General features: G+C 68.5%; 24 protein-coding genes. 5 read left to right on the forward strand and 19 right to left on the reverse strand.

What is annotated here, in order from left to right; all coding sequences use genetic code 11:
* Positions 1–51 precede the first annotated feature (51 nt).
* The 6 genes from O9271_RS05530 to O9271_RS05555 all read right to left on the reverse strand — a co-directional run bounded on the left by O9271_RS05530 (position 52) and on the right by O9271_RS05555 (position 5774).
* Complete coding sequence (locus O9271_RS05530; RefSeq protein WP_298266898.1) at positions 52–2175, reverse strand: KUP/HAK/KT family potassium transporter; 2124 nt, start codon at positions 2173–2175, stop codon at positions 52–54.
* Positions 2176–2268: 93 nt separating this feature from the next.
* Positions 2269–3651 (reverse strand): TolC family protein, encoded by a 1383-nt coding sequence (locus O9271_RS05535; protein ID WP_298266900.1) that lies wholly within the window; start codon positions 3649–3651, stop codon positions 2269–2271.
* A 17-nt stretch (positions 3652–3668) separates the two neighbouring features.
* Positions 3669–4064: a hypothetical protein gene (locus O9271_RS05540; RefSeq protein ID WP_298266903.1), complete on the reverse strand. Its 396-nt coding sequence runs from the start codon at positions 4062–4064 to the stop codon at positions 3669–3671.
* Positions 4065–4075: 11 nt separating this feature from the next.
* A complete protein-coding gene (locus O9271_RS05545; RefSeq protein WP_298266905.1) occupies positions 4076–4513 on the reverse strand; it encodes a hypothetical protein in 438 nt (145 codons plus the stop codon).
* On the reverse strand, positions 4510–5130 hold the full coding sequence (locus tag O9271_RS05550) for a sigma-70 family RNA polymerase sigma factor (protein WP_298266908.1): 621 nt from the start codon (positions 5128–5130) through the stop codon (positions 4510–4512). The genes O9271_RS05545 and O9271_RS05550 overlap by 4 nt, the downstream gene beginning before the upstream one ends.
* A gap of 23 nt (positions 5131–5153) precedes the next feature.
* Positions 5154–5774 (reverse strand): HDIG domain-containing metalloprotein, encoded by a 621-nt coding sequence (locus O9271_RS05555; RefSeq protein WP_298266911.1) that lies wholly within the window; start codon positions 5772–5774, stop codon positions 5154–5156.
* 363 nt (positions 5775–6137) lie between these two features.
* On the opposite strand from O9271_RS05555, the gene O9271_RS05560 reads away from it, so the two are divergent.
* Positions 6138–6509 (forward strand): four helix bundle protein, encoded by a 372-nt coding sequence (locus O9271_RS05560; RefSeq protein ID WP_298266913.1) that lies wholly within the window; start codon positions 6138–6140, stop codon positions 6507–6509.
* Positions 6510–6759: 250 nt separating this feature from the next.
* On the opposite strand, the gene O9271_RS05565 is transcribed toward O9271_RS05560, so the two are convergent.
* The 6 genes from O9271_RS05565 to O9271_RS05590 form a co-directional block, all read right to left on the reverse strand.
* Positions 6760–8112 carry a TolC family protein gene (locus O9271_RS05565; protein ID WP_298266915.1) on the reverse strand — a complete coding sequence of 451 codons (1353 nt, stop codon included), beginning with the start codon at positions 8110–8112 and terminating at the stop codon, positions 6760–6762.
* 65 nt (positions 8113–8177) lie between these two features.
* Positions 8178–8360: a hypothetical protein gene (locus O9271_RS05570; RefSeq protein WP_298266917.1), complete on the reverse strand. Its 183-nt coding sequence runs from the start codon at positions 8358–8360 to the stop codon at positions 8178–8180.
* Between the two features lie 102 nt (positions 8361–8462).
* Entirely contained in the window at positions 8463–8924 is a 462-nt protein-coding gene (locus tag O9271_RS05575) for a peptidylprolyl isomerase (protein ID WP_298266919.1), read from the reverse strand.
* 82 nt (positions 8925–9006) lie between these two features.
* Positions 9007–9828, reverse strand: a complete 822-nt coding sequence (gene nth / locus O9271_RS05580) for an endonuclease III (RefSeq protein WP_298266921.1) — start codon at positions 9826–9828, stop codon at positions 9007–9009.
* A gap of 114 nt (positions 9829–9942) precedes the next feature.
* Positions 9943–11697 (reverse strand): PHP domain-containing protein, encoded by a 1755-nt coding sequence (locus tag O9271_RS05585; protein WP_298266923.1) that lies wholly within the window; start codon positions 11695–11697, stop codon positions 9943–9945.
* 168 nt (positions 11698–11865) lie between these two features.
* Positions 11866–12729: an alpha/beta hydrolase gene (locus O9271_RS05590; protein WP_298266925.1), complete on the reverse strand. Its 864-nt coding sequence runs from the start codon at positions 12727–12729 to the stop codon at positions 11866–11868.
* A 65-nt stretch (positions 12730–12794) separates the two neighbouring features.
* Between O9271_RS05590 and O9271_RS05595 the strand changes: the two genes are divergently transcribed.
* Complete coding sequence (locus O9271_RS05595) at positions 12795–14438, forward strand: HEAT repeat domain-containing protein (protein WP_298266927.1); 1644 nt, start codon at positions 12795–12797, stop codon at positions 14436–14438.
* Between the two features lie 37 nt (positions 14439–14475).
* On the opposite strand, the gene O9271_RS05600 is transcribed toward O9271_RS05595, so the two are convergent.
* The gene (locus O9271_RS05600; protein WP_298266929.1) at positions 14476–15549 is read right to left on the reverse strand and encodes a M20/M25/M40 family metallo-hydrolase; all 1074 of its coding nucleotides are present in this window, start codon (positions 15547–15549) and stop codon (positions 14476–14478) included.
* A gap of 29 nt (positions 15550–15578) precedes the next feature.
* Here O9271_RS05600 and O9271_RS05605 point away from each other — a divergent pair, with 29 nt between their 5' ends.
* The gene (locus O9271_RS05605; RefSeq protein WP_298266932.1) at positions 15579–15935 is read left to right on the forward strand and encodes a sulfite exporter TauE/SafE family protein; all 357 of its coding nucleotides are present in this window, start codon (positions 15579–15581) and stop codon (positions 15933–15935) included.
* A gap of 11 nt (positions 15936–15946) precedes the next feature.
* Here the strand turns inward: O9271_RS05605 and O9271_RS05610 are convergent, their stop codons facing one another.
* Together O9271_RS05610 and O9271_RS05615 are read right to left on the reverse strand one after the other, a co-directional pair.
* Positions 15947–16849 (reverse strand): ABC transporter substrate-binding protein, encoded by a 903-nt coding sequence (locus O9271_RS05610; protein WP_298266933.1) that lies wholly within the window; start codon positions 16847–16849, stop codon positions 15947–15949.
* Between the two features lie 240 nt (positions 16850–17089).
* A complete protein-coding gene (locus O9271_RS05615) occupies positions 17090–18793 on the reverse strand; it encodes an amidohydrolase (RefSeq protein ID WP_298266936.1) in 1704 nt (567 codons plus the stop codon).
* Positions 18794–19029: 236 nt separating this feature from the next.
* Between O9271_RS05615 and O9271_RS05620 the strand changes: the two genes are divergently transcribed.
* Positions 19030–19779: a PEP-CTERM sorting domain-containing protein gene (locus O9271_RS05620; RefSeq protein ID WP_298266939.1), complete on the forward strand. Its 750-nt coding sequence runs from the start codon at positions 19030–19032 to the stop codon at positions 19777–19779.
* A gap of 109 nt (positions 19780–19888) precedes the next feature.
* On the opposite strand, the gene O9271_RS05625 is transcribed toward O9271_RS05620, so the two are convergent.
* Entirely contained in the window at positions 19889–20377 is a 489-nt protein-coding gene (locus O9271_RS05625; RefSeq protein ID WP_298266941.1) for a fasciclin domain-containing protein, read from the reverse strand.
* 136 nt (positions 20378–20513) lie between these two features.
* Here O9271_RS05625 and O9271_RS05630 point away from each other — a divergent pair, with 136 nt between their 5' ends.
* Entirely contained in the window at positions 20514–21527 is a 1014-nt protein-coding gene (locus tag O9271_RS05630; RefSeq protein ID WP_298266944.1) for an endonuclease/exonuclease/phosphatase family protein, read from the forward strand.
* 26 nt (positions 21528–21553) lie between these two features.
* Here O9271_RS05630 and O9271_RS05635 read toward each other — a convergent pair whose 3' ends face one another.
* From O9271_RS05635 to O9271_RS05645, 3 genes are all read right to left on the reverse strand, one after another.
* Complete coding sequence (locus tag O9271_RS05635; RefSeq protein WP_298266947.1) at positions 21554–22150, reverse strand: YggT family protein; 597 nt, start codon at positions 22148–22150, stop codon at positions 21554–21556.
* A gap of 129 nt (positions 22151–22279) precedes the next feature.
* Positions 22280–23584, reverse strand: coding sequence for a UDP-glucose/GDP-mannose dehydrogenase family protein (locus O9271_RS05640; protein ID WP_298266949.1), 1305 nt, complete (start codon positions 23582–23584; stop codon positions 22280–22282).
* Positions 23585–23626: 42 nt separating this feature from the next.
* Entirely contained in the window at positions 23627–24898 is a 1272-nt protein-coding gene (locus O9271_RS05645) for a VanZ family protein (RefSeq protein ID WP_298266952.1), read from the reverse strand.
* Between the last annotated feature and the right edge of the window lie 3 nt (positions 24899–24901).

Consider the following 24901-nt stretch of genomic DNA (forward strand, 5'->3'; position numbering starts at 1 on the left):
GGTCCGACGAACGCCGGACCTGGGCCGCACGACGGCGCGCCATGCGGCGGGTCAGAACTCGATCTGGGTCCCCAGCTCCACCACCCGATTGGGTGGGATGCAGAAGAACTCGGTGGCGGACCGCGCGTTGCGCGCCATGAGGGCAAAGACCCACTTGCGCCATCGGGAGAGCACGATCTTGTCGCCCGTTCTCGCGGCCACCGGAATGAGACGTTCGCGCCCGAGGAAGTAGCTCGTTTCCATCGGTTTGCAGCGAATGCCCATCTGGTCCACGACCTCGAGGACCTGCGGCACGTTGGGTGTCTGCATGAAGCCGTAGGAGGCCACCACGCGCCAGAAGCCGTGGCCAAGCGCCGTCACGCGCACGCGTTCCGCGGCGCTGGTTTCCGGTACGTCCGCCGTCTTCACTGACACGAGCAGCACGCGCTCGTGCAGCACCTTGTTGTGCTTGAGGTGGTGCAGCAGCACGGGCGGTACGCCGTCGTCACTCCCGGTCATGAACACCGCAGTGCCGGCGACGCGGTGCACCTTCGACTTCTCCACCCCGTCGAGAAAGAGCCCGATGGGCATGGTGCCGTCGGTGAGGCGCTGCATGAGCAGCAACCGGCCGCGCTTCCAGGTGAGCATGAGCATGAACAACACGATGCCCAGCGCCATGGGGACCCAGCCGCCGTGCATCAGCTTCACCACGTTGGCGCTGAAGAACGCGAGATCCACGGTGATGAAGAGTGCCGCCACCAGAAACGCCTGCCAGGGTTCCCAACGAAAGCGGATGCGCGCGACAATGTAGAACAGCACGCTGGTGATGAGCATCGTGCCGGTCACGGCGATGCCGTACGCTGCGCCCAGATTGGAGGTGTTGCGGAACGTCAGCACGACGATCAGGCAGCCGACGGCGATGAACCAGTTCACCTCGGGGATATAGATCTGCCCTTCTTCCTGCGTGGACGTGTGCCGGATCTCGAGCCGTGGGATGAACCCGAGGGCGATCCCCTGGCGCGTGGTGGAGAACGCCCCGGAGATCATGGCCTGTGAGGCCACGATGGCCGCCAGGGTGGCAATAATGAGCAGCGGAACGAGAAACCACTTGGGCGCCAGCAGGAAGAACGGATTCTCGGCGGCTGCAGGGTTCTCGAGCAGCAGTGCGCCCTGGCCGAAGTAGTTGAGCAGAAGCGCCGGAAAGACCAGGATCACCCAGGCCAGCCGGATCGGCTTGCGTCCGAAGTGCCCCATGTCGGCGTAGAGCGCTTCGCCGCCGGTGATGACGAGCACCACCGAGCCCAGTACGAAGAAGGACAACGACCCGTTGGCCTGCACGAACTGCACGGCGTACATCGGGTTCACGGCGGCGAGAATGGACGGCTGCTGTGCAATCTCCACCGCCCCGAGCGTGGCAATCGTGATGAACCAGACCAGCGTGATGGGGCCGAAGGCCTTGCCCACGAGGTCGGTGCCGAACCGCTGCACGAAGAAGAGCGTGGTGAGGATCACCACGGTAATGGGGACGATGTACTGCGCCAGCGAGGGGACCGCGAACTCGAGCCCTTCCATGGCACCGAGCACGCTCATGGCGGGGGTAATGATGCCGTCGCCGTACAGGAGGGCCGTCCCGAACAGGGCGAGCGCCACGAAGATTCCGCCCTTGGTGAACCCCTGCGGGGTACCGCGCGGGAAGATCAGCGCGAGCAGGGCGAACTGACCACCTTCGCCGCGATTGTCGGCGCGGAGCACGAAGCTCACATACTTGACGCTGATGACCAGCGTGAGCGCCCAGACGATGAGCGACAGGACGCCGAAGACGTTGTCGCGGGTGGGCTGCAGGCCGTACAGGTGGCCGAAGATTTCCTTGATGGAATACAGCGGGCTGGTGCCGATGTCGCCGTACACCACGCCGAGCGCAGTGAGGGTGAGAATGGCAAGGCGCTTGCCCGTGGGATCGGTGTCCCGGTGGTGCGCACCGTGGGACTGCACCGGAAACATGCCGGTGTTGGAGCGCACTTCCTCTCCCGGCTGTGCCTCGAAGGCGTTCGAGGCGCCGGACTGGGTGGCCGGTGAGCTCGGGTGGCGCAGCGAGCTGTCCGCGATGGACGGTGGCTCCGTCGTGCCGTCGGCTGATCGTTCGGGAACGGCCTCGGCTTGATCTGCCGAGGCCGCAGGATGCTGTTCGTTGGGCATGGAGTTGATGCGGGAATACCAAATGTACACAGCGGGGCGCACGCGGTATACGGACGACTGGGGCCGTCTGGCCGGGGCCCCGACGGCCCCCTGCTACATCTCCCGGCCGATCAGCGCGCTCAGCTGCGCGCGGGCGATCCGGCCGTCGAAGCGCGCCTGAATGAGCGCCTGCCGCGCCTGGTTGAGCTGCGTCTGCGAGGTCAGCAGGTCGAGCAGGGTGCTGGCGCCCAGGGCATAGCGCTGCTGCTGCACACGCAGATCCTCTTCGGCCGCGGCGATGGCGGCCACCTGTACACGCGCCCGTGCTTCGGCGTTGTCGAGGGCGCGCAGCTGCTGGGTCAGCGTCTGCCGTGCGCCCAGGCGCGCATCCCGCAACTGGGCTTCCGCGTTGCGAAGGGCCACATCGGTCTGCACCGTTTGCTGCTCGCGGACGAGGCCGTTGAACAGGGGGTAGCTGAAGTTGAAGTTCAGCTGCTGCCGGTTGGGATTGCCGCCCGAGAACAGCCAGATGTCGCTGCTGGAGAAGCTGCGGCTGGTCTGTGTGTACGCGTAGTTGTACGACATGGTCAGCGACGGCAGGTACGTCGAGCGCTGCGCCTTGCGGCCGGCCCGGGCCGCCAGGAGGTTCGCCTCGGCCTGCATCACCGTCGGGCTGCGCGCGATGAGCTGCTCGAGCTCCTGCTCCGACGGCAATGGCTCCAGGGCATCCACCGTGTCGTCGAGCGCGGGAGTGACCAGCACCTGTGAGCCGATCACCCGCGTGAGCGCGGCATTGGCCACCCGCCGGTCATTCTCGGCGGTCAGCACGGCCAATTGCGCGTTGCCCAGCTGAATGGCCGAGCGGAGGGAGTCGGACTTGGTGGCCACGCCGGCCACGAAGCGTGCGGTGGACGCCTTGAGCTGCTGCTCGGCTTCCGTGAGCAATGCGCGCGCGGCCGCTTCCGATTCGCGCGCAGCGAGTGCGGCGTAGAACTGCTGCTTGGTCTGGAGCGACGCGTCGAACCGGGCCTGAATGGTTGCGGCGTCGGCCGCATCGGCCACGGCACGGCTGCGGGAGAGTTCATGCCACCGCTGGTTGCCGTCGAACAGCTGCAAGGAGGCCGCGAGACCGTTGTTGTAGTTCCACGGATCGCCGCGCAGCGGCACCAGCGCGCCCTGGAAGAACTGCACACCCTGGGTGCGGGCGCTGCCGGCGCTGAGGGTGAGCGCCGGCATGTAGGCGGCGAGCGCACTGCGGTTGGCGGCCGCGGCGTTGCGCTCCAGCCCGCGCGCGGCCACGGCGGCGGGGGCATTGCGCTGCGCCTGTTCCACGGCGTCCCGCAAACGAATCGGACGTGCTGCCTCGTCGCTGCGCCCGCCATCGCGCAGGGGGTCGCGTGCCGGCGCCCCGGCAGACTGGGCCTTGGACGACAACGGGGCGGCCAGCAGGACCGCCCCCATGGTCAGCACCAGCCGGCGCCAGCGATCGGTAGCCACTGGTTTCACGGAATGAGTCACTTGGATGTGCCGCGCGCGCGTTCTGCGCTATCGGCAAGACGCTGGTTACGCTCGATCAGGCGCCGGAAGGATTCCTTTTGCGCCTCATCGAGAATGGCCATCATGCGCCCGCGGGCGCTGTCGCGCACCGAGTCGAGCGCCGGGCGGACCGCCGCCATGATCTCGCGGGAGCGCGCCCGGCGCCACTCCCATGCCGAGTCCACGACGACCTTCTGTTCGGCGGTCAATCGGAGTTCACGGGCGAGCTCTTCCCGCACCGACTTCTCGTCGTTGAGCATGACGACCGGCTTGCTTACGGCCCGCTCGGCGGCGAAGCCCACGGCACCTCCGGTGAGGAAGGCGCCGAGCAGGAACATCATCGCGAGCGACTTGGGGCGGGGTGATGTGGACACGGGTAGCCGGCTCAGTAGTCGAGCGGATTCAGATAGCGCTCGGGGGCATCCTTGGGCAGGTGTCGACGGCCCCCGGTGAGCGTGCTGCCGTCGATGGGGAGCGGCATAGCGGTTTCGACGGCGGCGCGCGCCGCCAGCTCGCGAGCCCGGGCGCTGGCCGCCTGCCCGCGCACGAACGCCGCGCCGGCGGCGAGCAGCGCAATCGTGGCGGCCACGGAGGCCACGGCCCGCATGTCGGCGCCGCGCAGCTCGGCGAAACCGCTCCACCACGAGGGGCGCAGCTCCCGTACCACGCCACTGGTCGCGGTGGCCAGCCGTTGCATGATCGACTGTTCGAGTTCCCCCCAATACGCCTCGCCAGCGGGCGCCTCGTAATGCGCCCGCAATACCGCGGTCACCTGGGGATCCGCACCCGGGCTCCGCCCGTTGTCGTTCCGCGTGACAGTCATGATCCACTCCGAAGATTGCTCAGCTGGCGCCGCAGGTGCGCCCGAGCATGATGCAGGTCCGATCGGGCCGTGCCCTCGGGAATTCCGAGAAGTGCCCCGATCTCCGCGTGCTTGTATCCCTCGACGTCGTGCAGCACGATCACCGCGCGCTGCCGCTCACCCAGGGTGTCCAGCGCGCTGGTGAGGCGCGCTCGCAACTCATCTGACTCTGCCGGGTCGCGATGCGGACTCGACAGCGTTTCCGGTAACTCGTCGGCGTCGCGCACCTTGCGACGTCGCGCGATGTCCAACGCCGCATTGGCGACAATCCGGTGCAACCAGGCCCCGAACGCCTGCTCCGGCCGAAAACGCTCGAGGGCCCGGAAGGCATGCAGGAATCCCTCCTGCACCGCATCCTCGGCGTCGTCGTGTGACAGGACGATTGCCCGCGCCACCGCGTAAGCACGACGCTGATGACGGCGCACGAGTCCGGCGAAGGCTGCACTGTCTCCGGCCTGCGCGGCCAGCACCAGCTCACGCTCCTCCAGCGCCTCGGCCGAGAGCGGTCGCTCAGGGCCCATGCGATGGGTCCCCGATGCGGGAACCAGAATTGGCGTGGGAAGCGGGATGGCGGTCACGTGATCGGGTTGGGACACCCGAATTACGCATCGCTGGAAATCGCCGTTGAAGCCGAGTGGGGCTGGGGCACACCTGCGAGTCCCAGCGCGGCGGCGTTTTCCTGCATGGCCGCCAGGACCAGCCCGATGTGTTCGTCGAGCGGGACCCCCAAGGCGTCGGCGCCCTGTACGATATCGTCCCGATTGACGCCCCGGGCGAACGCCTTGTCCTTCATCTTCTTCCGGACCCCCGCGACATCGACGTCGCGCACCGCCCGGGATGGCTTCACGAGGGCACAGGCCGTGATGAGCCCGGTCAGTTCGTCTACCGCGAACAGGGCCTGCGCCATGGGGGTGGTACGGGCTACCCCGGTATAGTGCGCATGCCCGAGGATCGCCTCGAGGATCTCGTCAGGCCAGCCCAGACCGCGCAGGTGGCGCACCCCCTCCGCCGGATGCTCGGCGTCGGGTGCCTGCGCGTCGTTGGGGAAGCGCTCGTAGTCGAAGTCGTGGATGAGCCCCGCTGTGCCCCACGCTTCCTCGTCCTGCCCCAGCCGCCGGGCATAGGCGCGCATGGCGGTTTCCACCGCCAGCATGTGCTTGCGGAGGGACTCGGACTGGGTCCACTCGCAGACGAGGGCAAAGGCTTCCGCACGGGTGGGCATGGGGGGATTCTGGCGACTGTCCACGCATCTCGGTAGGGGCGAACGACGCGGGAACGACGCGGGGGACCACGCGCGATCGACTACGCGCTGGAAGGAACGCGTTGGCACTCACGCGTTGGCAGCTACGCGTTGGCGGGAACGCATAGGGACGCGGGCAACCACGCGCGCAACTACGCTGGGTCACTACGCGGGCGACGGCGCTGCGCTGGTCGCCGGGACGCGGGCGACGGCGCTGCGCTGGTCGCCACGACTTCCGGCTGCCGTTTCGCCACGGCGACTGGGTTACCGGCCCGCCGCGTTCGAATGCACCGATGCGCGAACGATTGATGACACAGATGACCTGTGGGTGTGGCATGCTGGCACATGCCCAAACGCTCCTTCCATCGCTCGCGTTCGGCGGCGCGAGCCCTGTCCCTTGCCGTGCACACGGCCGCCGACGAGCTGGTGGCACGTCGCTCGCCCGGTCTGCGCAACCAGCTACTCCGCGCCGCGGTGTCGGTGCCGGCCAACATTGCCGAGGCAGAACAACAGACCAGCGACGCGCAGGCGCTCAACTTCCTGCGCGTGGCGCTCGGCTCTGCCGACGAGGTAGGGGCGCATCTTGAAACAGCGGCAGATGCAGGGGCACTGTCACCCCGCAGATACACCGCCTGTCAGGGTACGCGACAAGTCGTGAAGACCATGCTGCAGCGCCTGATCCAGCGACTCGAACAAGAGAGGCTCCCCCGCCCCTAGTCCGCCGATGCCCCTCCGCCTCTACCGCGACCAGCGCAGCGCCGTCGCCCGCGTGGTTGCCCGCGTGGTTGCCCGCGTAGTTGCCCGCGTAGTTGCCCGCGTGGTTGCCCGCGTGGTCCCCCGCGTCCCTACGCGTCCCTGCCAACGCGTAAGTGCCAACGCGTAACTGCCAACGCGTTCCTTCCAGCGCGTAGTCGATCGCGCGTTGCTCCCCCGCGTTGTTCCCCCGCGTTGTTCCCCCGCGCGCGCGTCACGGCAGGCGTCGCACCGTTCCCGTGGCGCGTGCGAGAGACACGCGGGCGCCATGGTAGAGCGCCAGGGCATCGTTGCGGAGCGTCCGGGCCTGATTGAGCGAGAGCAGCGCACTGATGACGTCGCCGTTGCCGGCCACACCCGCGCGGAACCGTTCCTGCGCCTGCGCCACTTCCCGCTCAGCGAGACCGAGGCGCTCTCGTGCCGCCTCCACCTGTTCCGCCGCAGCCGTGAGCTCCAGCAGCGCCGCGCGCACCTCCAGTTCGCCCTGCGCCCGCGTTTCCTTGAGGCGTACCTCGGTTTCACGCGCCACCGCGAGCTGCTCCTCGAGGCGCGATTCGCGGCGGTACCCGTCGAAGAGCCCCACCGAGAGCTGCACGCCCCAGAGGTATGTGGGCAACAGTCGGTCGGCGTTTCGTCCAATGACGCCCTGCTCGACCAGCGCCGACAGCTGCGGCGTCCGCTCCCAGCGAATGGCCTTGGCCGCCTGCTGCTGGGCGAACTCCTGAGCACGCAGTGCCTGCACGTCGGGGCGCGCATTCAGGGCGGCGGAGAGGGCCTCCCGTTCGCCGGGGTGCGCGGCGTCCACCGGCAGCGCGCCCAGGGAATCCGCCAGCTCAATCGAGGCATCGAGCGGCGTGCCGGTGAGGCGCTTCAGTTCCAGGAGCGTGCGATCGCGATCGGTGCGGGCCGCGATGATCTGCGCGCGTACCGCCGCCAGCTGCGACTCTGCCCGTGTCACGTCGAGGGCAATGCCTACGCCAGCCTGGAGCTGATCCCGCGCCATGCGCACCAGCTCCGCGGCGAGCGTGCTGTCGGCGCGACGTGCGCCCAGCTGGGCCTCCGCCCGGGCGGCCCGCACGTACGCGGTCGCCGCCGATGCCGCGGCGCCCTCGGCCTGCGCTTCCACCTCCAGTGAGGCCGCGCTCGCCGTGGCCTGCGACGCGCGCCACCCCTGATACCGACCGAGATCGAGCAGCGGGGCCTGTACGCGATACCGCAGATCGAGCGTGGGGATGGGCCCGAGCAACTCCCCATCGGGGCGGAGTAACGGGCGTCCGGTAACGGGATTGCTGAAGGAAAAGCCGAACGTCGCCGAGTTGAGGGTACGCTCCGCTTGCTGCACCCCCGCCGACAGGTCGGGCAACAGGGCGCTGCGGCGCTGGGTTACCCGGGCCTCGGCCTGCGCCGCCCGCGCGCGCGCCACGTCGACCGCGCCGAACTGCCGCGCCGCCAGACGCGCCGCGTCGCCGAGGGACAGCCGCTGGGCCAGGAGCGGCGGCCCCATGGGGACGACCAGCATGGCGAGGGCCAGCAGGAGCGACGAGCCCGTCGCGCGAGGACGTGTCATGAGGCAGAAACACCACGGGCCCGACCGTGTGGTCGGACCCGTGATGAGCTTTCCATAGTTGAGAATCAGGTGCGCGCCGGTGCTTCCACGGCGATCGCGGCCTTCTTCTCGGCGCCATGCCCCTCGAACTTCTTGTTTGTCCAGAGCACCACGCCGTAGAGAATCGCGCCGAGGAAGATCATCCCGCCAATGAGACCGGCAAATGCCGCGCCCATGTCGGGGTTCGTGTCGTGCTTGTGACCTGCCATATCGTAAGTCTCCCAGGGGAGTGGATGGGAGCGACAGAGCGAACGTTGCGCCTGCCGTCGGTAAGTCCTGCCGGCTGCGGTCGGCGGGTGAGCCAACCAGCCTTACTGCGAATCGGCAACCCGCACCGACACCATGTGATCATTCTGCGCGATGGACGGCAGGATCTCCAGCCCCTGCGTTACCTGACCGAATACCGTGTGCACCCCGTTGAGGTGACGCGTATTCGGCTCGCTCAGCACGATGAAAAACTGGCTGCCGCCGGTGTCCTTGCCGGCATGCGCCATGGAGAGGGCACCCGCCTTGTGCTTGTGCGGATTGCCCGCCGTTTCGCACTTGATGCGCCAGCCCGGACCGCCAGTTCCGACCGGACCCTTACCGTCCTTGGTGTGCGGGCACCCGCCCTGCACCACAAAATCGGCAATGACACGATGAAACTTGATGCCATCGTAGAAGCCGCTGTTGGCGAGCTTCTCGAAGTTTTCCACGGTGATCGGCGCCTCGGTGGGGTACAGTTCCGCCACGAGGGTGCCCTTGTTCGTTTCGAATGTGGCCAGCTTGGTCACAGGAGTCTCGGGATAGGGGTAGACAACGACTGCGGAAATCTACACGGCCGCCCCCACTTTCCACCCCGGTAGACTGCCCGATTCACTCGGCGACCCCGGCGCTCGGACAGACCTCCTGCACGACGCAGCGCCCGCACGCCGGCTTGCGGGCGAAGCAGGTCCGACGGCCGTGGAAGATCAGCAGATGGCTGAGCAGCGCCCAGTCGGCCTGCGGGAAGAGGGGCATGAGCTCCCGCTCAATCCCGATCGGATCCGGCTCACGCGTGAGTCCCAGCCGCCGCGACAAGCGCTGCACGTGGGTGTCCACCACGATGCCCTCGTTGATGTCGAAGGCGTTGCCGAGGATCACGTTGGCCGTCTTCCGCCCTACCCCGGGGAGTGGCACGAGCTCGGCGATGGTGCGGGGGACCTCCCCGCCGTGGCGTTCCACCAGCCGATTCGCCATCCCCACGAGGCTCTTGGCCTTGGCCCGGAAGAACCCGGTCGTGCGCACGATCTCCTCCACGGCCTCGAGCTTCGCCACGCTCAACGCTTCGGCGGTGGGGTACGCCTTGAACAGCGCCGGGGTCACCATGTTCACCCGCACGTCGGTGCACTGCGCCGACAGAATCGTGGCGCACAACAGCTCGAAGGCATTCGTGTGATCGAGCTCGCAGTGCGCGTCGGGGTACTCCGTCTTGAGTCGCTCCAGCACGACCGCCGCCACGCGCCGCTTGTCGGCCTTCGTCCGGGGACTCGTTGCCACCGGCGCCGCGCGCTGACTGGGCTTGAGGCCGAACGTCTTGCTCGTCTTCCGCGCCTTCGGTGCCGCGGCCGGCTTGACGGGAGAGGAGACCTGCTTCGCCGTCTTGGCCGGCTGCTTCACGCTGAGCGGCTGACGGGGGCTGTTCGATCCACGGGCCATCACTGGGTCAACGAAATGGGTTTCACTGCTCGTAGGCGACGCGGAGGGTCAGAGAAAGCCGAAGACATGGTAGCGCTCTGGGTCTCCGCGGCTCCGCGCCTCCCCCGAGCCGTTTCACACACCGGTGCCCGCCGCCGCACGCCGCGCGCGCGCAAAGGCCAGCACCTCGTCCGCGCTGCGCGTGTTCAGCACATGCCGCGGCTCCAGCCATCCCTTGCGGGCGATGGCTGTGCCCAGCTCGAGATTGTCGAAACCCTGTGGGGAATGCGCGTCGGGGCCGATGCTCACCAGTGTGCCGTTCTCGGCCGCCAGGCGACAGGCCTTCCAGTCGATGTCGAGACGGTGCGGGTCGGCATTGAGTTCAATCGCCACGCCCACGCGCCCCGCCTTCTCGATGATCGCCGCGAGGTCGATGGCGTACGGCTCCCGCGTCAGCAGCAGCCGACCGGTCGGATGCCCCAGGATGGTGAGGTGCGGATCGTCGAGGGCCTTGAGCACGCGGTTCGTCATCTGCTCCGCATTCATACCATACCGCGTGTGTACGCTGCCGATCACGAAATCAAAGCGATCGAGAAACGCCGCGTCGTAATCCACCCGGCCGCACGGCAGGATGTCGGCTTCGATCCCCTTGAGCACCCGGAAGTCGACCCCCTCCTCCGCGAGCCGCGCATTGAGCGCGTCGATCTCCGCGTGCTGTTCTTCAATGCGATCACGCGACAGACCACCGGCGTAGGTGTTCGACTGTGAGTGGTCGCTCACCCCCAGATAGCGCAGGCCGCGAGCCATCGCCGCACGGGCCATCTGTTCCACCGTGGCGCCGCCGTCACTGTACTGCGAGTGGCAGTGCAGCGCACCGCGCAGATCCTCTTCGCGCACGCCGGCCGGCAAGCTCCCGCGCGCCGCGGCGTCCACCTCGCCGTGCCCCTCGCGTTGCTCGGGGGGGACCCACGCAAGCCCCAGCTGCGCGTACAACGCCATCTCGCTGGCGATGGGGATTGGCGTTCCGCTGGCGTCCCGCAGTTCGTCGTTGGCCATCGTGAACCCCAACCGGGCCGCATGCATCATGACCTGCTGCACGTGGAGGGCACTGCCGGTGGCTCTCCACAGGGCCATCGCGAACTGTTCCGGGCGCACGCAGGCGAGATCCACCCGTACGCCATCGGCGAGTCGCAACGAAAGCGACCGCCCGCCCCCACCGAGTACCTCGCGGACGTCGCCAAGCTGCGCCAGCGAGGCCGCCACAACGCTGGGGGACCCGCGCACCGCGGCCACGAGATCCACGTCCCGCACGATCTCGACACGACGCCGAATCGAACCCGCTATCTCCAGCGTCAGCACGTCGGGATGGGCGCGCATTGCCTCGACAATGCGCTCGGCCTCGGCGCGCCCGTGCTGCCACAGCACGTAGGCCCCCGTGGCGCGCAGGTCGGCGATGCCCTTGAGTACCTTGTCGGCCGTTTTCGCACCAAACTTCGGGAGTGCGGCCAACCGGCCATCGCGGGCGGCCAGCTCCAGTTCAAGGAGCGTGTCCACGTGCAGGTGCTCGTGAATGGAGCGGATGCGTGCCGGCCCCAGCCCCGGGACGCGCAGCATCTCCATCAGCCCCTCCGGCGTTTCCTCCTGCAGGCGTTCCAGCATGGATGAGCCGTTGCTCTCCGCCAGATCGCGCAGCACATCGAGGGCTCCGGCATTGAGGGCGCCGACCTCAGCGGCCATGCCGGCCAGGACCTCCCGCACATCGCGTTCACCGTGTCCCGCGATTACGCGCGCCGCGCCCTGCATGCCCCGCACGACGTCACGGTCCCCATCGTGCAGCTCGAGCAGCACGGCGATCTGGGTAAGGGCCTGCGCGGCGTCACGGCAGTTCATGGACGCAATCTAGCCACCGTCCGGCGGGCCCCGTGAGCCCCCGTGTCGCGCCCGCTGCTCGCCTTTCACACCCGTCAGGTGCGTCATCTGCTGCACGCGCGTCAGCAGCGGTGCCTCGGTCCGCTGGCGCTCCTGGTGCGCTGCCTCCGTGTCCAGCAGCCCCATGCGCTAGGCGGTAGCGGTCAGGAAGCGTTCAATGGTACGGAACAGCTCGTCGGGACGTTCAACGTACGGCACATGACCACACGCCTCGAGCACGACACACTCGCCGCCAAGCGCCTCCGCGGCCGCGGTTGCGGACGCAAGCGGAATGGGATCCTGCCGTCCATGAATAACGAGCGTGGGTACGCGCACGGCACGAAGCGATTGACGCAGATCAAAGTCGCCGAGGGACTGCCACACCGATTGCTGCACCTTGCCGGTGACCCGGAATGGCGTGAGGGCGGTGGCTCGTGCCGGGTCGGCGAAGTACCCCGCCACGCTCAGCTCGAAGCTGCGTTGGCGGAATGCGGCCGGATCCGAGTCCCGCAGGCCGGAGGCCGTCAGCGTGTCGCGCATGGCCCGGATGGCGTCACTCCGTCCCCGCACGGCGAGGGTGGTCTCGAATTCGTCTCGCCACGCCCGCGAAATGGGCGCCGGGGAAATCAGGACGAGGCGCGCAACCGGGGGGAGCGTCGCGTCCATGGTTGCCTGCAGCGCGTAGAGCATGGCGAGCAGGGCACCCCACGAATACCCCACCACCGTCGCGCCACCGGCGCCGGGCGGAGCCACGCCGAGTTCCGCGAGTACCTGCGCCAGATCGGCCACCTGGGTCTGCCAGGTGATCGGGGCGGGGTCGTCCGTTTTCGACCGCCCCCCGCCGCGCTGGTCGTAGGTCACCACCCGGTGCCGATCGGCCAGGGCCAGCATCTGCGGGTAGAGATAGTCGTGATGCGCCCCGGGGCCGCCGTGCAGGAGCAGCAACGGGTCACCGTGCCCGTCAACACGATAAAAGAGGGGGATCGCGGTGGTGTGCGTAAAACCGGTAGGCATAACCCAAAGCTAGTGGTGGATGAGGCACCGTTCACTCAGTGCGGGCCGTGCCCTATCTTTGTGGCATGCCCCCTCTTGGCTATGGCCGGACCGTGGTCGCCGCGGGCGAATCCAGCGCGCCGCATGTGGTACCCGGCGGTCGTGCGGCGCGTGGGACGCTCCGTTCGCTCGCGCTGCTCGTCGATCGCATGGCCACCCTGGGCACGTCCCGCGACGGTGCCCAGGGGCCGGACGCGGCAACCGCGGTTCGGGACGCACTGCGTCAGTTCACCGCCCGTGTGCGTGAAGCGCCCCTGCTGTGTCGTATCCACGAGCAGCGGTTCGTGCTCGACTGGGAGCCCGTGGATCGGGGACTCACGCGCGACGACCCCCTGCTGGGCACACTGCTCTTCCGCTGTCTGTCGCTGGGCGTGGGTGGCATCACCGTACGGCAGGGGGCGGCGCCGGCCGAACTGCTGACGCTGGCGACGCTGCTGGCGCGGCGGCGGACGGAGGAGGATACGCTGGTCATGAACGATACGCCCACCTCGATGAGTGCCGTGGCTGAGCAGCAACCGCGCGAACTCTTGCGGTCGTGGAGCGTCCTCGTCACGCCGGCGGATCACCCGGGCGGGCATCGGCTCGCGACACCTCCCGATGGCGCCAGGGGCGTGTCAGCCGGGGCGTCATCGATGCCCACGGAAGTCAAGGCCGGTGTTTCGACCGAGGCGCTGCAGGGGGCCGGTCCCACGCTGGTACGGCTGGCGGCCGCCACCGACGATATGGCATGCAGTCGCGTGGTGGACGCGCTGGTGCCGATCATCGATCAGGCCGAGTACCGTGGTGACGCTCGCCTGCTGGAGCAGGTCGCCGTCGCGGCGGCACGTCAGGCGCATGTTGTCGCTGGGGGGGGCGGTCGACTGGCGCTCGAACGGGTGATGCGCCGGCTGCAGCACCGCAGCAGCCTTGAGCTGCTGGCCGGGCGACTGCCGTACGTGGAAGACCGCACGATGCTGCTGGAGCTGCTTGCCCGGGCGGGCGAGACCGCGGTGGATATCCTGGTCAAACAGCTGATGCAGGCGGATGACGGCGCCGCGCGGCGGGTCTATTTCGACAGCATCGTCCAGCTTGACATCGCCGGCCCGACGCTCTTTGATCACGTGCGCGATTCCCGCTGGTTCGTGGTGCGCAATGCGGTGGCGCTGCTGGGCGAGATGGGGATCGAACAGGCCGATCTCGCCATGCTGCCGTTGCTGCACCATGCCGACGAGCGCATCCGGGTGGCAGTCGCGCGATCCCTGGTGCGTCTGGGCACGGTCAAGGCGCTGCAGGGGCTGCACGCGGCCATTGACGACGCCAGCGCCGAGGTGCGACGCATCGCGGCGATCAGCTACGGGTTGACGCCAGGCACCGGCACTGTGGTACGCCCGCCGGCGCTGCGTCTCGCCATGGCGCTCGAGAAGGAAACCAACGAGGATGTGGCGCTCGAGATGCTGGCGTCGCTGGGCAAGCTGGGCAGCGCCGACGCCGTGCAGCGGCTGCTGCGGCTGGCGATGCCGCAACAGCAGGTGGGTGACACGGGGGAGGCGCCGCGCGAGGCATGGCTGCGCATCGCGGCACTCGAAGCGCTGGTGAAGGCACGCGGCAGCGCCGTCATGCCGCACGTGGAGACGCTCATGAACGACGCCGACCCGGAAGTGGCGCAGGCAGCCTTCCGGCTGCGCGGCTGACGCGCGCGGTCTCCGCGTCAGCCGTGTTGGGGGGAGGTCAGCGCGCCGTGAAGTCGGTGGCGGCCGTCACCCGACGGCAGGTTTCCGCAATGAGCTCGGCGGCGCGATCGAGATCGTCGAGTGAGACCATTTCGTTCGGTGAGTGCATGTAGCGGTTGGGAATGCTCACCAGCGCCGTGGCCACTCCCGTGCGCGCCAGCTGCATGGCATCGGCGTCGGTGCTGGTGAAGCGACCGGCGGCGTGAATGCTGAAGGGGATCTCGAGGGACTTCGCGGTCTCCGCCAGCAATCGGTAGACGACCGGACTGGTCACGCTGCCGCGCGTGAGCACCGGTCCGCCCCCTATCGAGTGTTCGCCCACTTCTTCCTTTTTCATGCCCGGATGATCGGTGGCGAAGGTCACGTCCACCGCGACGGCCATGGTGGCCTCCACGCTCTGCGCCGCCACGCGCGCCCCACCGCCGCTGTAGCCGATCTCCTCCTGCGCCGTTGCGGCGGCCACGACGCGCGCCGCCCCGGGGCGTGCCGCGTAGCGACGCAGCGCCTCCAGCACCACGAACGCGCCAATGCGGTCGTCGATGCTGCGGCTCACGAGGCGGTTGTTGGGCATGTCGAGGGAGCGCGAGTCGATGACCCCCGCGTCACCCACTTCCAGCAGTTCGAGCGCTTCCGCCTTGGTCGTGACGCCGATGTCCACCCACAGATCGGTGATCTTGGAGGCCTTCTCGCGCTCGTCCGGCTTCATGAGGTGAATGGGCTTCTTGCCGATCACGCCAATGACATCGCCATGACGGCCGAGAAAGCGGATGCGCTGCGCTACGAGGACCTGGGGGTCCCACCCGCCGATGGGCTCGAAGTAGACGTAGCCCTTGTCATCGATGTGGGTGATGATGATGCCGATCTCGTCGATATGGCCCGCCAGCAGAATGGTGGGGCCGGTACCATCCCCCTCGGCGGTGGCCAGCGAGTTGCCGACCACGTCGGCGCGGATGTCGGCCGCGAAGGTGGCCGCTTCGGCGCGCCACACACGCGCCGGCGCGCCTTCGAACCCCGACGGCCCAGGGGTATCGAGCAGGCGCTTGAGAAAGGCGATGGACGAGTCAGAAAGCATGGGGGGAATATAGGTGCTATTGTGGAGGCATGACCCTCCTGCTTCTTGCCATCGGCCTGGGCGCCGGCATTCTGTCGGGCGTCTTCGGAATAGGCGGCGGCATCGTGATCGTGCCGGCGCTGGTGTATCTCGCGAAAATGCCACCGCAGCAGGCGGCCGGGACGTCGCTGGCGGCGCTGGTGCTGCCACTCGGGGCGGCGGTCGGTGCGCTGACCTACTACCGCGCCGGCCACCTGCAGCCGCGCGATGCGCTGCTCATTGCGGTGGGCATGGCGGTGGGCGCGTTCGGCGGGAGCTGGATTGCCACCAACATCGACGCCGACATGCTGCGCAAGGGCTTCGCCGTGCTCATGGTGATCATGGCGGTGAAGATGTGGGTGGGGTAGCGGTGGTGCGGCTACTGCAGCCGCACCGCATGCCAGGGTTCGATCTCGCTGAACAGCGAGGGCGCAAAGATGCTGGCCATGGCCTCGATGCCTTCCACCACCCGCGGCCCAGGCCGTGAGATGAGGCCGTTGGCGTCGAGCGCCCAGACCTGCCGCCCCGCAAGCCATTGCCACTGCGGCAGGGCAAGACACCGCCCCGCCTCCGCGGCCGCCTGCTCGAGCGAGTAGCCGCAGGGGGCAAACAACACGATCTCCGGGTCGGCATCGCGCAGGGCGTCCATGGCCACCGGCACGCTGTGCGCTCCCGCCGCACCCAGCACATCGGTACCGCCGGCGCGGGCGATCTGCTCGGGCCCCCAATGCCCGGCGACGTACAGCGGGTCGGTCCACTCCACCAGCGCTACCCTGGGGCGCGGCGCCTGCGCCGCCTTGAGCGTGCTGTGCACATGCTTCACGCGATCCCGCAGCCCCGCCAGCAGTTCATCGGCCTCGTCGTCGGCCCCGATGGCCCGGGCCACGGCTCGGATATCCGCGTAGATCCCGTCCAGTGAGGTGCCGCCCAGCGTCACCACCTCCGGCTGTGGCGCGAGGCGGGCGGCAAGCGCCCGGACGTCCGCCTCGCGCACGGCGCACACCTCGCACAGCTCCTGGGTGAGAATCGCCGTTGGGTGGAGGGCCGTGATGGTCTTGTCGTCGAGCGTGAACAGCGCCACGCCGCCGGCTTGGGCATCACGCACCGCCGCGTCGATGGCCGACGGATCGTGGGCATGCGGGAGGGCGCTGCGTGTCACCCGGGCACGCGATCGGACGACGTCGGGATAGTCGCACTCGTGGGTGATGCCAACCAGATGATCGGTGGCGCCAAGGAGGGCCACGATCTCGGTGGCGGCGGGGAGCAGGGAGACGATGCGCATGACCAGGGGAGGCAGGGAGACACACGGGGGAGCGTGGCGCTCTGCCCAATGCTGCGCTCGCGCACGCAACCTGGCGAGTAATGGCGCAAAAAAAGGGAGGCGGAGCGACGTGAGTCGCGCCGCCCCCTTCGCATTGGCTGCCGCACAGAGCGGCCAAGTCGTTGCGCTTTCGTCGCTGCCTCACGCCTCTGTCCCCCCCCATGCAGCGAACACGCATGAGGCTGTGGCGTCTTCACCCGCTCACTGCGGGGCTTTGTAGACCAGCTTGCCTGCCAGCCAGGTGCTCAGCACGCGTGTCCGCAACACCAGGTCCGCTGGGATGCGCATGATGTCCTGATCGAGCACCACGAAGTCGGCGTACTTGCCCGGCGTGATCGAGCCCATGACCTGTTCCTGGAAGCCCGCATACGCCGGCCAGAGCGTCATGCTGCGCAGCGCGTCTTCGCGCGACATGCGCTGCTCGGGGTACCAGCCACCGGCAGGCCAGTCACGCGCATCCTGGCGGGCAATGCTGGCGTGGAAGCTGATGAGCGGGTTCACGTCTTCCACCGGGAAGTCACTGCCGTTGGGGATCACCACCCCCGTCTTCAGCAGCGACTGCCAGGCATAGGCGCCGTAGAGGCGCGTGGGGCCCAGGCGCTTGCCGATCCAGTACATGTCACTCGTCTGGTGGCTGGCCTGCATGCTGGGAATCACCCCCAGCTGCGCGAAGCGCGGGATGTCGTCCTGGTGCAGGATCTGCGCATGCTCCACGCGAAAGCGATGGTCGGCGCGGGGGACCTGGGCGAACGCCCGCTCATAGGCGTCGAGCACCACCCGGTTGCCGCGGTCGCCAATGGCGTGCGTGTTGACCTGGAAGCCCGCCGCCAGCCCACGCTCGGCCACCTCCTGAATGTGCGCCGGCGCGCTGAGCAGCAACCCCGAGTTGTTCGGGTCGTCGCTGTACGGCTCCAGCAGCGCCGCGCCGCGCGAGCCCATGGCGCCATCGGCGTACAGCTTCACCGCCCGCACCCAGAGCTGACCGTCGTACAGCGCGTTGCGTGGCCCGAGGGCGAAGTAGTGCTGCAACGCCTCGGCGTTGTCGCCGATCATCACGTAGAGGCGCAAGTTGAGCTCGCGCTTCGCGGCCATGTCCTCGAACAGCTCGATGGATTCGCGCGAGGCGCCGGCGTCGTGCATGCCCACCAGCCCCAGCGAGTGCATGCGCGCCACCGCGTCCTTGAGCGCGGCGCGCAGCTCCTCCCGCGAGGGCGCGGGCACCTTGTTCTCCACGAGCCCCGACGCGCGGTCGATGAGCACCCCTGTGGGCGCGCCCTTCGCGTCGCGCAGGATCTTGCCGCCGCTCGGGTCCTTCGTGGCGGCCGTGAGGCCGGCAAGGCGCATGGCCGCGGCGTTGGCGAGGGCCGCGTGTCCGTCCACCCGATCGAGGATCACCGGGTGGTCGGGCACGGCCGCCGACAGCGCCTCGTGGGTGGGGAAGGCCGTATTCCCCCAGGCGTTCTGATCCCAGCCTCGCCCCACGATCCACGATCCCGCGGGGGTGGTCTTGGCGCGGTCGACCACCCGCGCGATCACCTCGTCGTAGCTCCTCGTGCCCACGAGATCGACGCTGCGCAGCTTCTGCGCGAGGCCGGCGAAGTGCGCGTGGCCGTCCACCATGCCGGGGATGACCGTCCGGCCGCCGGCATCCACAACCTGTGTGGCGGCCCCCGTGAGGGTGACCGCTTCGCGCGCCGAGCCGGTGAAGACGATGCGACCGCCGCGGACGGCAAAGGCCTCGACCAGCGGGCGGGTGTCGTCGGCGGTGTAGACGCGGGCGTTGGTGACGATCAGATCGGCCGGCGACTGGGAGGCGACGGCCCGCGGCTGGGCGGCGGCGAGGCACGGCGTGCCGGCCAGAAGCAGCGCGAGGAGCGCGCGGCGTGGCGCGAGGGAAATGAGCATCCTCAATAGTGCGCCCCGATGTCCGGCATTGCCACGGCTGTAATGCGCCCTGCTGCTGGGCTCCGCTCTCGTGACTGGACCGTGCGGGGGAACATTGCGGCATGCGCGACGCACCTGCTGTCGCAGCGTCGCCACACACCGTATGCCCGAGCTTGCCACTTCAGAGGGCGAGGGTGTGGCACGAAACGTGATTCAGGGTGCCCGGGCAAGCATCAGCCACCCCTTCTTTCCAGCCAATGTCCAGCCTCCTCTCCCGCTCCCTGCGTTTCGCCGTGGTTGCCGCCACCGTAACGGCGGCCTCAGCCCAGGCGCAGGCGCCATCGGCGTCGGCCACCAGCGGCTACCTCGACTTCGTCGGTACCATCGGCGGCGCCCCCATTGCCAACAACATCATCACGGGGCCGTACCGGGCGAAGTTCCAGCCCACTGGCGGCGCCATGGGCGCCAATGCCTTCGACATCTACTGCTTCGACTGGCTCGGCCGTGCCGGCGACAGCGACGTGCAGCTGCTGACCTTCTCCGATGCCGTCATGTCGATGGCGCCGGTGCCGACGGCACTGCGCCTCAAGTTTGCCGACGATCCGGAAGGCACGGCGGGTGGCCTGACGACCGCCAAGCTCAACTCGGCTGCGTGGCTCACCACCCAGATGACCATGGCCAATCAGGCGCGCTGGAATGAGATGCACGTGGCGCTCTGGCGCATCTTCTGGGACGCCGGCGTGGGCAGCCCCACGCTCCCCGATCTCAGCTTCCAGCAGGGGAGTGGTGACCCGAACGCGCAGTACTGGTTCGACATGGCCGCGCAGAATGCCACTTACGACGCGAGCAACTTCCGCATTCTTGCGCCGGTTGACGGGCAGGGCGTTTTCCGTACCGATCGGCAGGTGTTTCTGGCGCAGGTGCCGGAGCCTGGTTCGTTCGCGCTGACGGGTGTGGGACTGGTCGCGCTTGCCTGGGTGTCCCGTCGTCGTCGTCACGTCGCCTGACGTTCGGCTCCTTCCGTGGTACGACGAAAAAGCGCCACCCGGTTCGGGTGGCGCTTTTTCTTGCATCTTCCGCTGACGTCACCCGTGCGAGGGTGACGCAACACCCGCCTTACTTGCTGGGCGGCAGGATCACCGCGTCGATCACGTGAATCACGCCGTTCTTGGCGGCGATGTCGGTCTTCACGATGTGCGCGTTGTTGATCATCGGCGTGCTGCCCATGACCGAGATCTTGGCTTCGGACCCTTCCACCGTCTTGGCGCCCTTGCCGGCGAGCTTGAGGGCGTCGGCAGCCATCACCTTGCCAGCCACCACGTGGTAGAGCAGGACGCTCTTGAGCTTCGCCTTGTCGGCGGCCAGCGCCTGGAGGGTAGCGGCGGGGACCTTGGCGAACGCCTCGTCGGTCGGGGCGAACACGGTGAACGGACCCGGGCCCTTCAGCGTTTCAACCAGGCCGGCATCGCCGAGGAGCTTGGCGAGCGTCTTGAACGAGCCCGCCGCCACGGCGGTCTCGACGATATCCTTATCCTGCGCCTGGGCCACGGTGGGGGCAGCGAAGGCCAGCACGGCGGCCGTAGCGAGCAGGGAAAGCTTGCGCATCGGTGACAACTCCATGTCATCGGGTTCCAGTACATGTAGGACCGACCGGTCCTAACAGCAGGTGAATACCCCGCTCTCATACCCTGTTCCTCGGCTCCAGATCCTGTGACAGTCCGAGTGCCACAGTCCGAAACCCATGGCTAGTTCCGGGCGCGCCGCCTCGCGGCCGGGCCAGGTCACCCGACTCGTCCGCTCGGCGGTCTGGCTTGCCAGTGCCCTGTCGGTCGTCGGTTGGCTTGTCCTGGCTTCCGTGAACGATGCCAGCCCGTTCGGAATGCTACTGGGCTTTGCTCCCCGGTGGTGGGTGGTGTTCCCCTGGCTCCTGCTGCTTCCCCTGGGGGCTCTCGCGGGTCTCCCCACGGCGCTGGTCGCCGTTGGCGGCACGCTGGCCGCCGTCTTTGGAATCGCCCGGTTCGAGCTCCCCCGTGGGACGCCCGCGGCCCCGCCCCGCGCGCTGCGCGTCGTCACCTACAATACCGACTTCAGCCTGCCGCTGACCTTGCGGCTGCGCAACGATCTGCGCCGATGGGATGCCGACATCGTGCTGCTGCAGGACTGCAAGGTCGTGCTGGCCCAGACACTGCGCCTTGCCGTGCCCGAAGCGGGCTCGCTGGGCCCGTACTGCTTTGCCTCCCGCTGGCCCATCGTCGAAGCGGTGCCGCTCACGCCCCCTGAGTCGCGAGGAACCACGACCTCGCCGCCCGCCATCCGGCTGCGTATCCGCACGCCCAGAGGTGAGCTGCTGGTCTATGCCGTGCACTTGCCCAGCCCGCGCCATGCGCTCGGGGCGGCGCGATGGCCACAGCCGGGTGAACTGGTTCCGCGGTTGCGTGCGTCGCTGGAGGAGCGCGGACGCGCGTCGGCCTACGTCTCCTCGGTGGTCGCGCGGCGCGACCGGCACTTCCTCGTGGCCGGCGATTTCAACCTGCCCTTTGGCAGCGCCATTCTGCGCCGAGACTGGAGCGACCTCACCAACGCCTTCGCCGCCGTCGGGGTGGGCTTTGGCCACACCATGCAGGCGGGGATCTTCCCGGTGCGCATTGACCACGTACTGGTGCCGCCCACGCTGCGCCCCGTTGCCGCCACCGTCCTGTCTGGGTACCCCAGCGAGCATCAGCCCGTGGTGGTCGACCTCGCCTGGCCGGACTGACCGCCGGTGGCGCTCGGGCGCTCGGCTCAGCGCAGCGCGCTCAGGACCACCGTTTCAAGGAGGCCCAGGCCGAAGTACGCCACGAGCACGCTGATGTCGATCATGCCGATCGTGGGGATCACATTGCGCAACGGAGCCAGGAACCACTCCGTCAGGACGAAACTCCAGCGCCACCACTTCGAGTAGGGGCCGCCGCCCACCCAACTGGCGATCACGCGGGCGAAGAGCGCAAGGCGCAGCACGCTGAACGTCCACTTCACCAGCAGCAGGAGCATGCCGCCGCCGCTCTGGCTGGCGTAGGCCATGAGCAGGAACTGGTCGCGCAGGAACTGCAGGCCGGAGAGCAGGAGCAGGCCCCCCAGAATGACCGCCGCAAGCGCCCACCACGGGGCGGCGTATGGGGTGCCCCCGGCCCGCAGCAGGCGACGCTCCATGGGCGCGACCAGCACCGGGTCGATCCGCTCACGGACGAACCGCGCGACCGGAGAAAACGGGGAGATGCGCCGCGTCCGCACGCCCCAGCTGGTAATGGCCCCCACCCCCGCAAGGAACCCGGCGGCAAACACCAGCGGCCGCAGCAGCACGAGGACGGTGTTTAGAACTCCGGCGACGGTCTCGATCATGACCGAATTATACCCGGGAGGCGCCTTTCGGGCGTGGAAGGGCGGAAGGAGTGAAGGGTTGCCACCTGACTGGACATCGCTTTTCGGTTCGGAGGCAACCCCTCACTCCTTACGCCGTCGCAGTTCCCCCTACGGCCGCCCCACACTCGAGTACGCGAACCCCAGCCCCCTCACCACCTCTGGCCGGTACACATTCCGCAGGTCCACGAAGACCCGCTGCGCCATCACGCTGCCCAGGCGCTCGAGGTCGAGCCCTCGGAATTCGTTCCACTCGGTCAGCAGCGCGACGGCGTGGGCACCGGACGCCGCCGCATACGGGTCGCTGCACCACGCTACCCCCGGTAACAGCGACTTGCCTTCGTGCATGGCTGCCGGGTCGAACGCCTGCACATGCGCACCGGCGTCCTGCAGCGCCGGCACGATCGACAGGCTCGGCGCATCACGCATGTCGTCGGTGTTGGGCTTGAAGGCCACGCCCAGCACGGCAATCGTCTTCCCCCGGACGCTTCCGCCGCACGCCGCCATGATGCGGCCGGCCATGGCCCCCTTCCGGCGATCGTTGATCTGCACCACCGTTTCCACGAGCCGCACCGGCGAGCCGACATCCTGCGCCGTGCGCGCGAGCGCGAGCGTGTCCTTGGGGAAGCAACTGCCCCCGTATCCCGGCCCGGCGTGCAGAAACTTCTTGCCGATCCGGCCGTCGAGCCCCATGCCGCGGGCCACGTCCTGCACATCGGCGCCCAGCTTCTCGCACAGGTCGGCGATTTCGTTGATGAACGTGATCTTGGTGGCGAGGAACGCATTCGCCGCGTACTTGGTGAGCTCTGCCGTCTCGAGGCTCGTCATCACGATCGGCGTCTCCATGAGAAACAGCGGTCGATAGAGCTCGCGCAGCACCGCGCGGGCACGGTCGGTTTCGCAGCCGATCACGACCCGGTCGGGGCGCATGAAATCGGCAATGGCCGATCCTTCGCGCAGAAACTCGGGGTTCGACGCCACATCGAACGTGGCGTCGGGATTCGTTTCGCGCACGAGCGCCGCCACGCGACGTCCCGTGCCCACCGGCACCGTGCTCTTGGTGACGATGACCGTGTAGCCGGTCAGGGCGCGCGCCACGTCCATGGCGGCCGCTTCCACGAATCGCAGATCCGCGTGGCCATCACCGCGCCGGCTCGGCGTGCCGACCGCGAGAAACACGGCGTCCGCCTCCGCTACGGCCCCCGGGAGATCCGTGGTGAAGCGCAAGCGCCCGCTCCGCATCCCCCGCTCGACGAGGTCATCGAGGCCGGGCTCGTAAATGGGGATCTCACCGCGGCCAAGCTGTTCGATCTTCTCCGGGTTCATGTCCACGCAGGTGACGGTGGAGCCGAACTCGGCGAAGCATGCCCCCGACACCAGGCCTACGTAGCCGGTCCCGATCATGGCAATGTGCATGGCAGTGCCCCCAGAAAGCGAAGTGGATGACCCGCGGCCAATCTATCCGGCGCGACCGCTGGACCAGAGGCGCGCCGTGTCGCGGCGCAGTAACGCTCCTACGCCGAAGGCCCCGATGACCAGCAGCCAGTCGGTGAGGCGAACGGGATGGATGCCCGTGGCGGCCGGAAGCCCCAAAAGCGCCAAGGTCAACGCGGTGGGCCAGGCCAGTGTCGCGATCACGCCTCGGGCAGCTGGCGTCATGCGCGCGCCCGCGACCAGCCAGCCCACTGGGAGGAACAACGCGATGGTCCAGCAGCCCTGCACGAGGCGCGCATCTATGCTGCCGGGGGCCACGACCGATTGCCACAGCGCCCATCCAACCAGCGGGGTCAACGCCCACACGCTCGTCGAAACGCGGTTATGCCGCTGCACCGTCACCGCCAGCTCCCGCGACGAACTCGCCGCGGCGATTCGCACCGGCTCGTCGGGACGCCACGAACCGGTTTCGTGGACCAGCATGAGGGGGGTGAATCCGGCCGCCTCCGCCCGGATCCGACGACGCACTTCGACACGCGAACCATGCTGCGCGAGCATGAATGTTGGCGTGCTGTCGCCAGCGGCATGCAGAAAGACGATGGATCGGCGCGTCAGGGCCGGTTCGAGTCGACGAAGCTGCAGCTCCAGCCGAAGCGTGTCGCCAAGGACCGCGACCTCTCGGACCAACGGACCGTATCCCGGATGCGGGAGGCGCTGGTCGTTGATCGACACCCGCGTGATCTCGCCTCCGAAATACCCGAACGCCGGTGAATAGCTGAATCCGCTGGGGCGGGTGACCGTCTCGGTCGCGGGGGGCCACGGGGCAGCCGGCTGCACCGCCAGGCTCGTACCGGCAAGTACGAGGAGCACCACGGCGCCCCAGCCGTTGGCGAGACGGCGGGCGACTGCGGCGGAGCGCCAGCGTGTGGCGCGCGCCCGCTGCGACAATCCCCACCCCGCGACGGCGCCCAGGCTGTTCGTGACGAGGTCGGCCACGGCCGGTGAACGTGCGCCGACGATGCCACTCCACTGCACGAGCTCGACTGTCAACGACAGGGCGGCCCCCATGAGCAGCGCCGTACGGGCGCGCATCCGCCCCACGGACACGGCGGCGCCGAGGGGCAGGAAGAGCGCCACGTTGGCGACGGCGTCGGCCAGCCAGGAGGGACCGCAGACCAGGCACCACGCGCGCGGCATGCGCGCGGCGGGCACGCCGTTGGCCGGTACCAGCGTGACGAGGGCGATCACACCGACAGCGCCGAGGAACAGCGCCATCGATGCGCGTCGCGTGCGCATGGG

Source organism: Gemmatimonas sp. (genome assembly GCF_027531815.1).
GTDB lineage: Bacteria > Gemmatimonadota > Gemmatimonadetes > Gemmatimonadales > Gemmatimonadaceae > Gemmatimonas.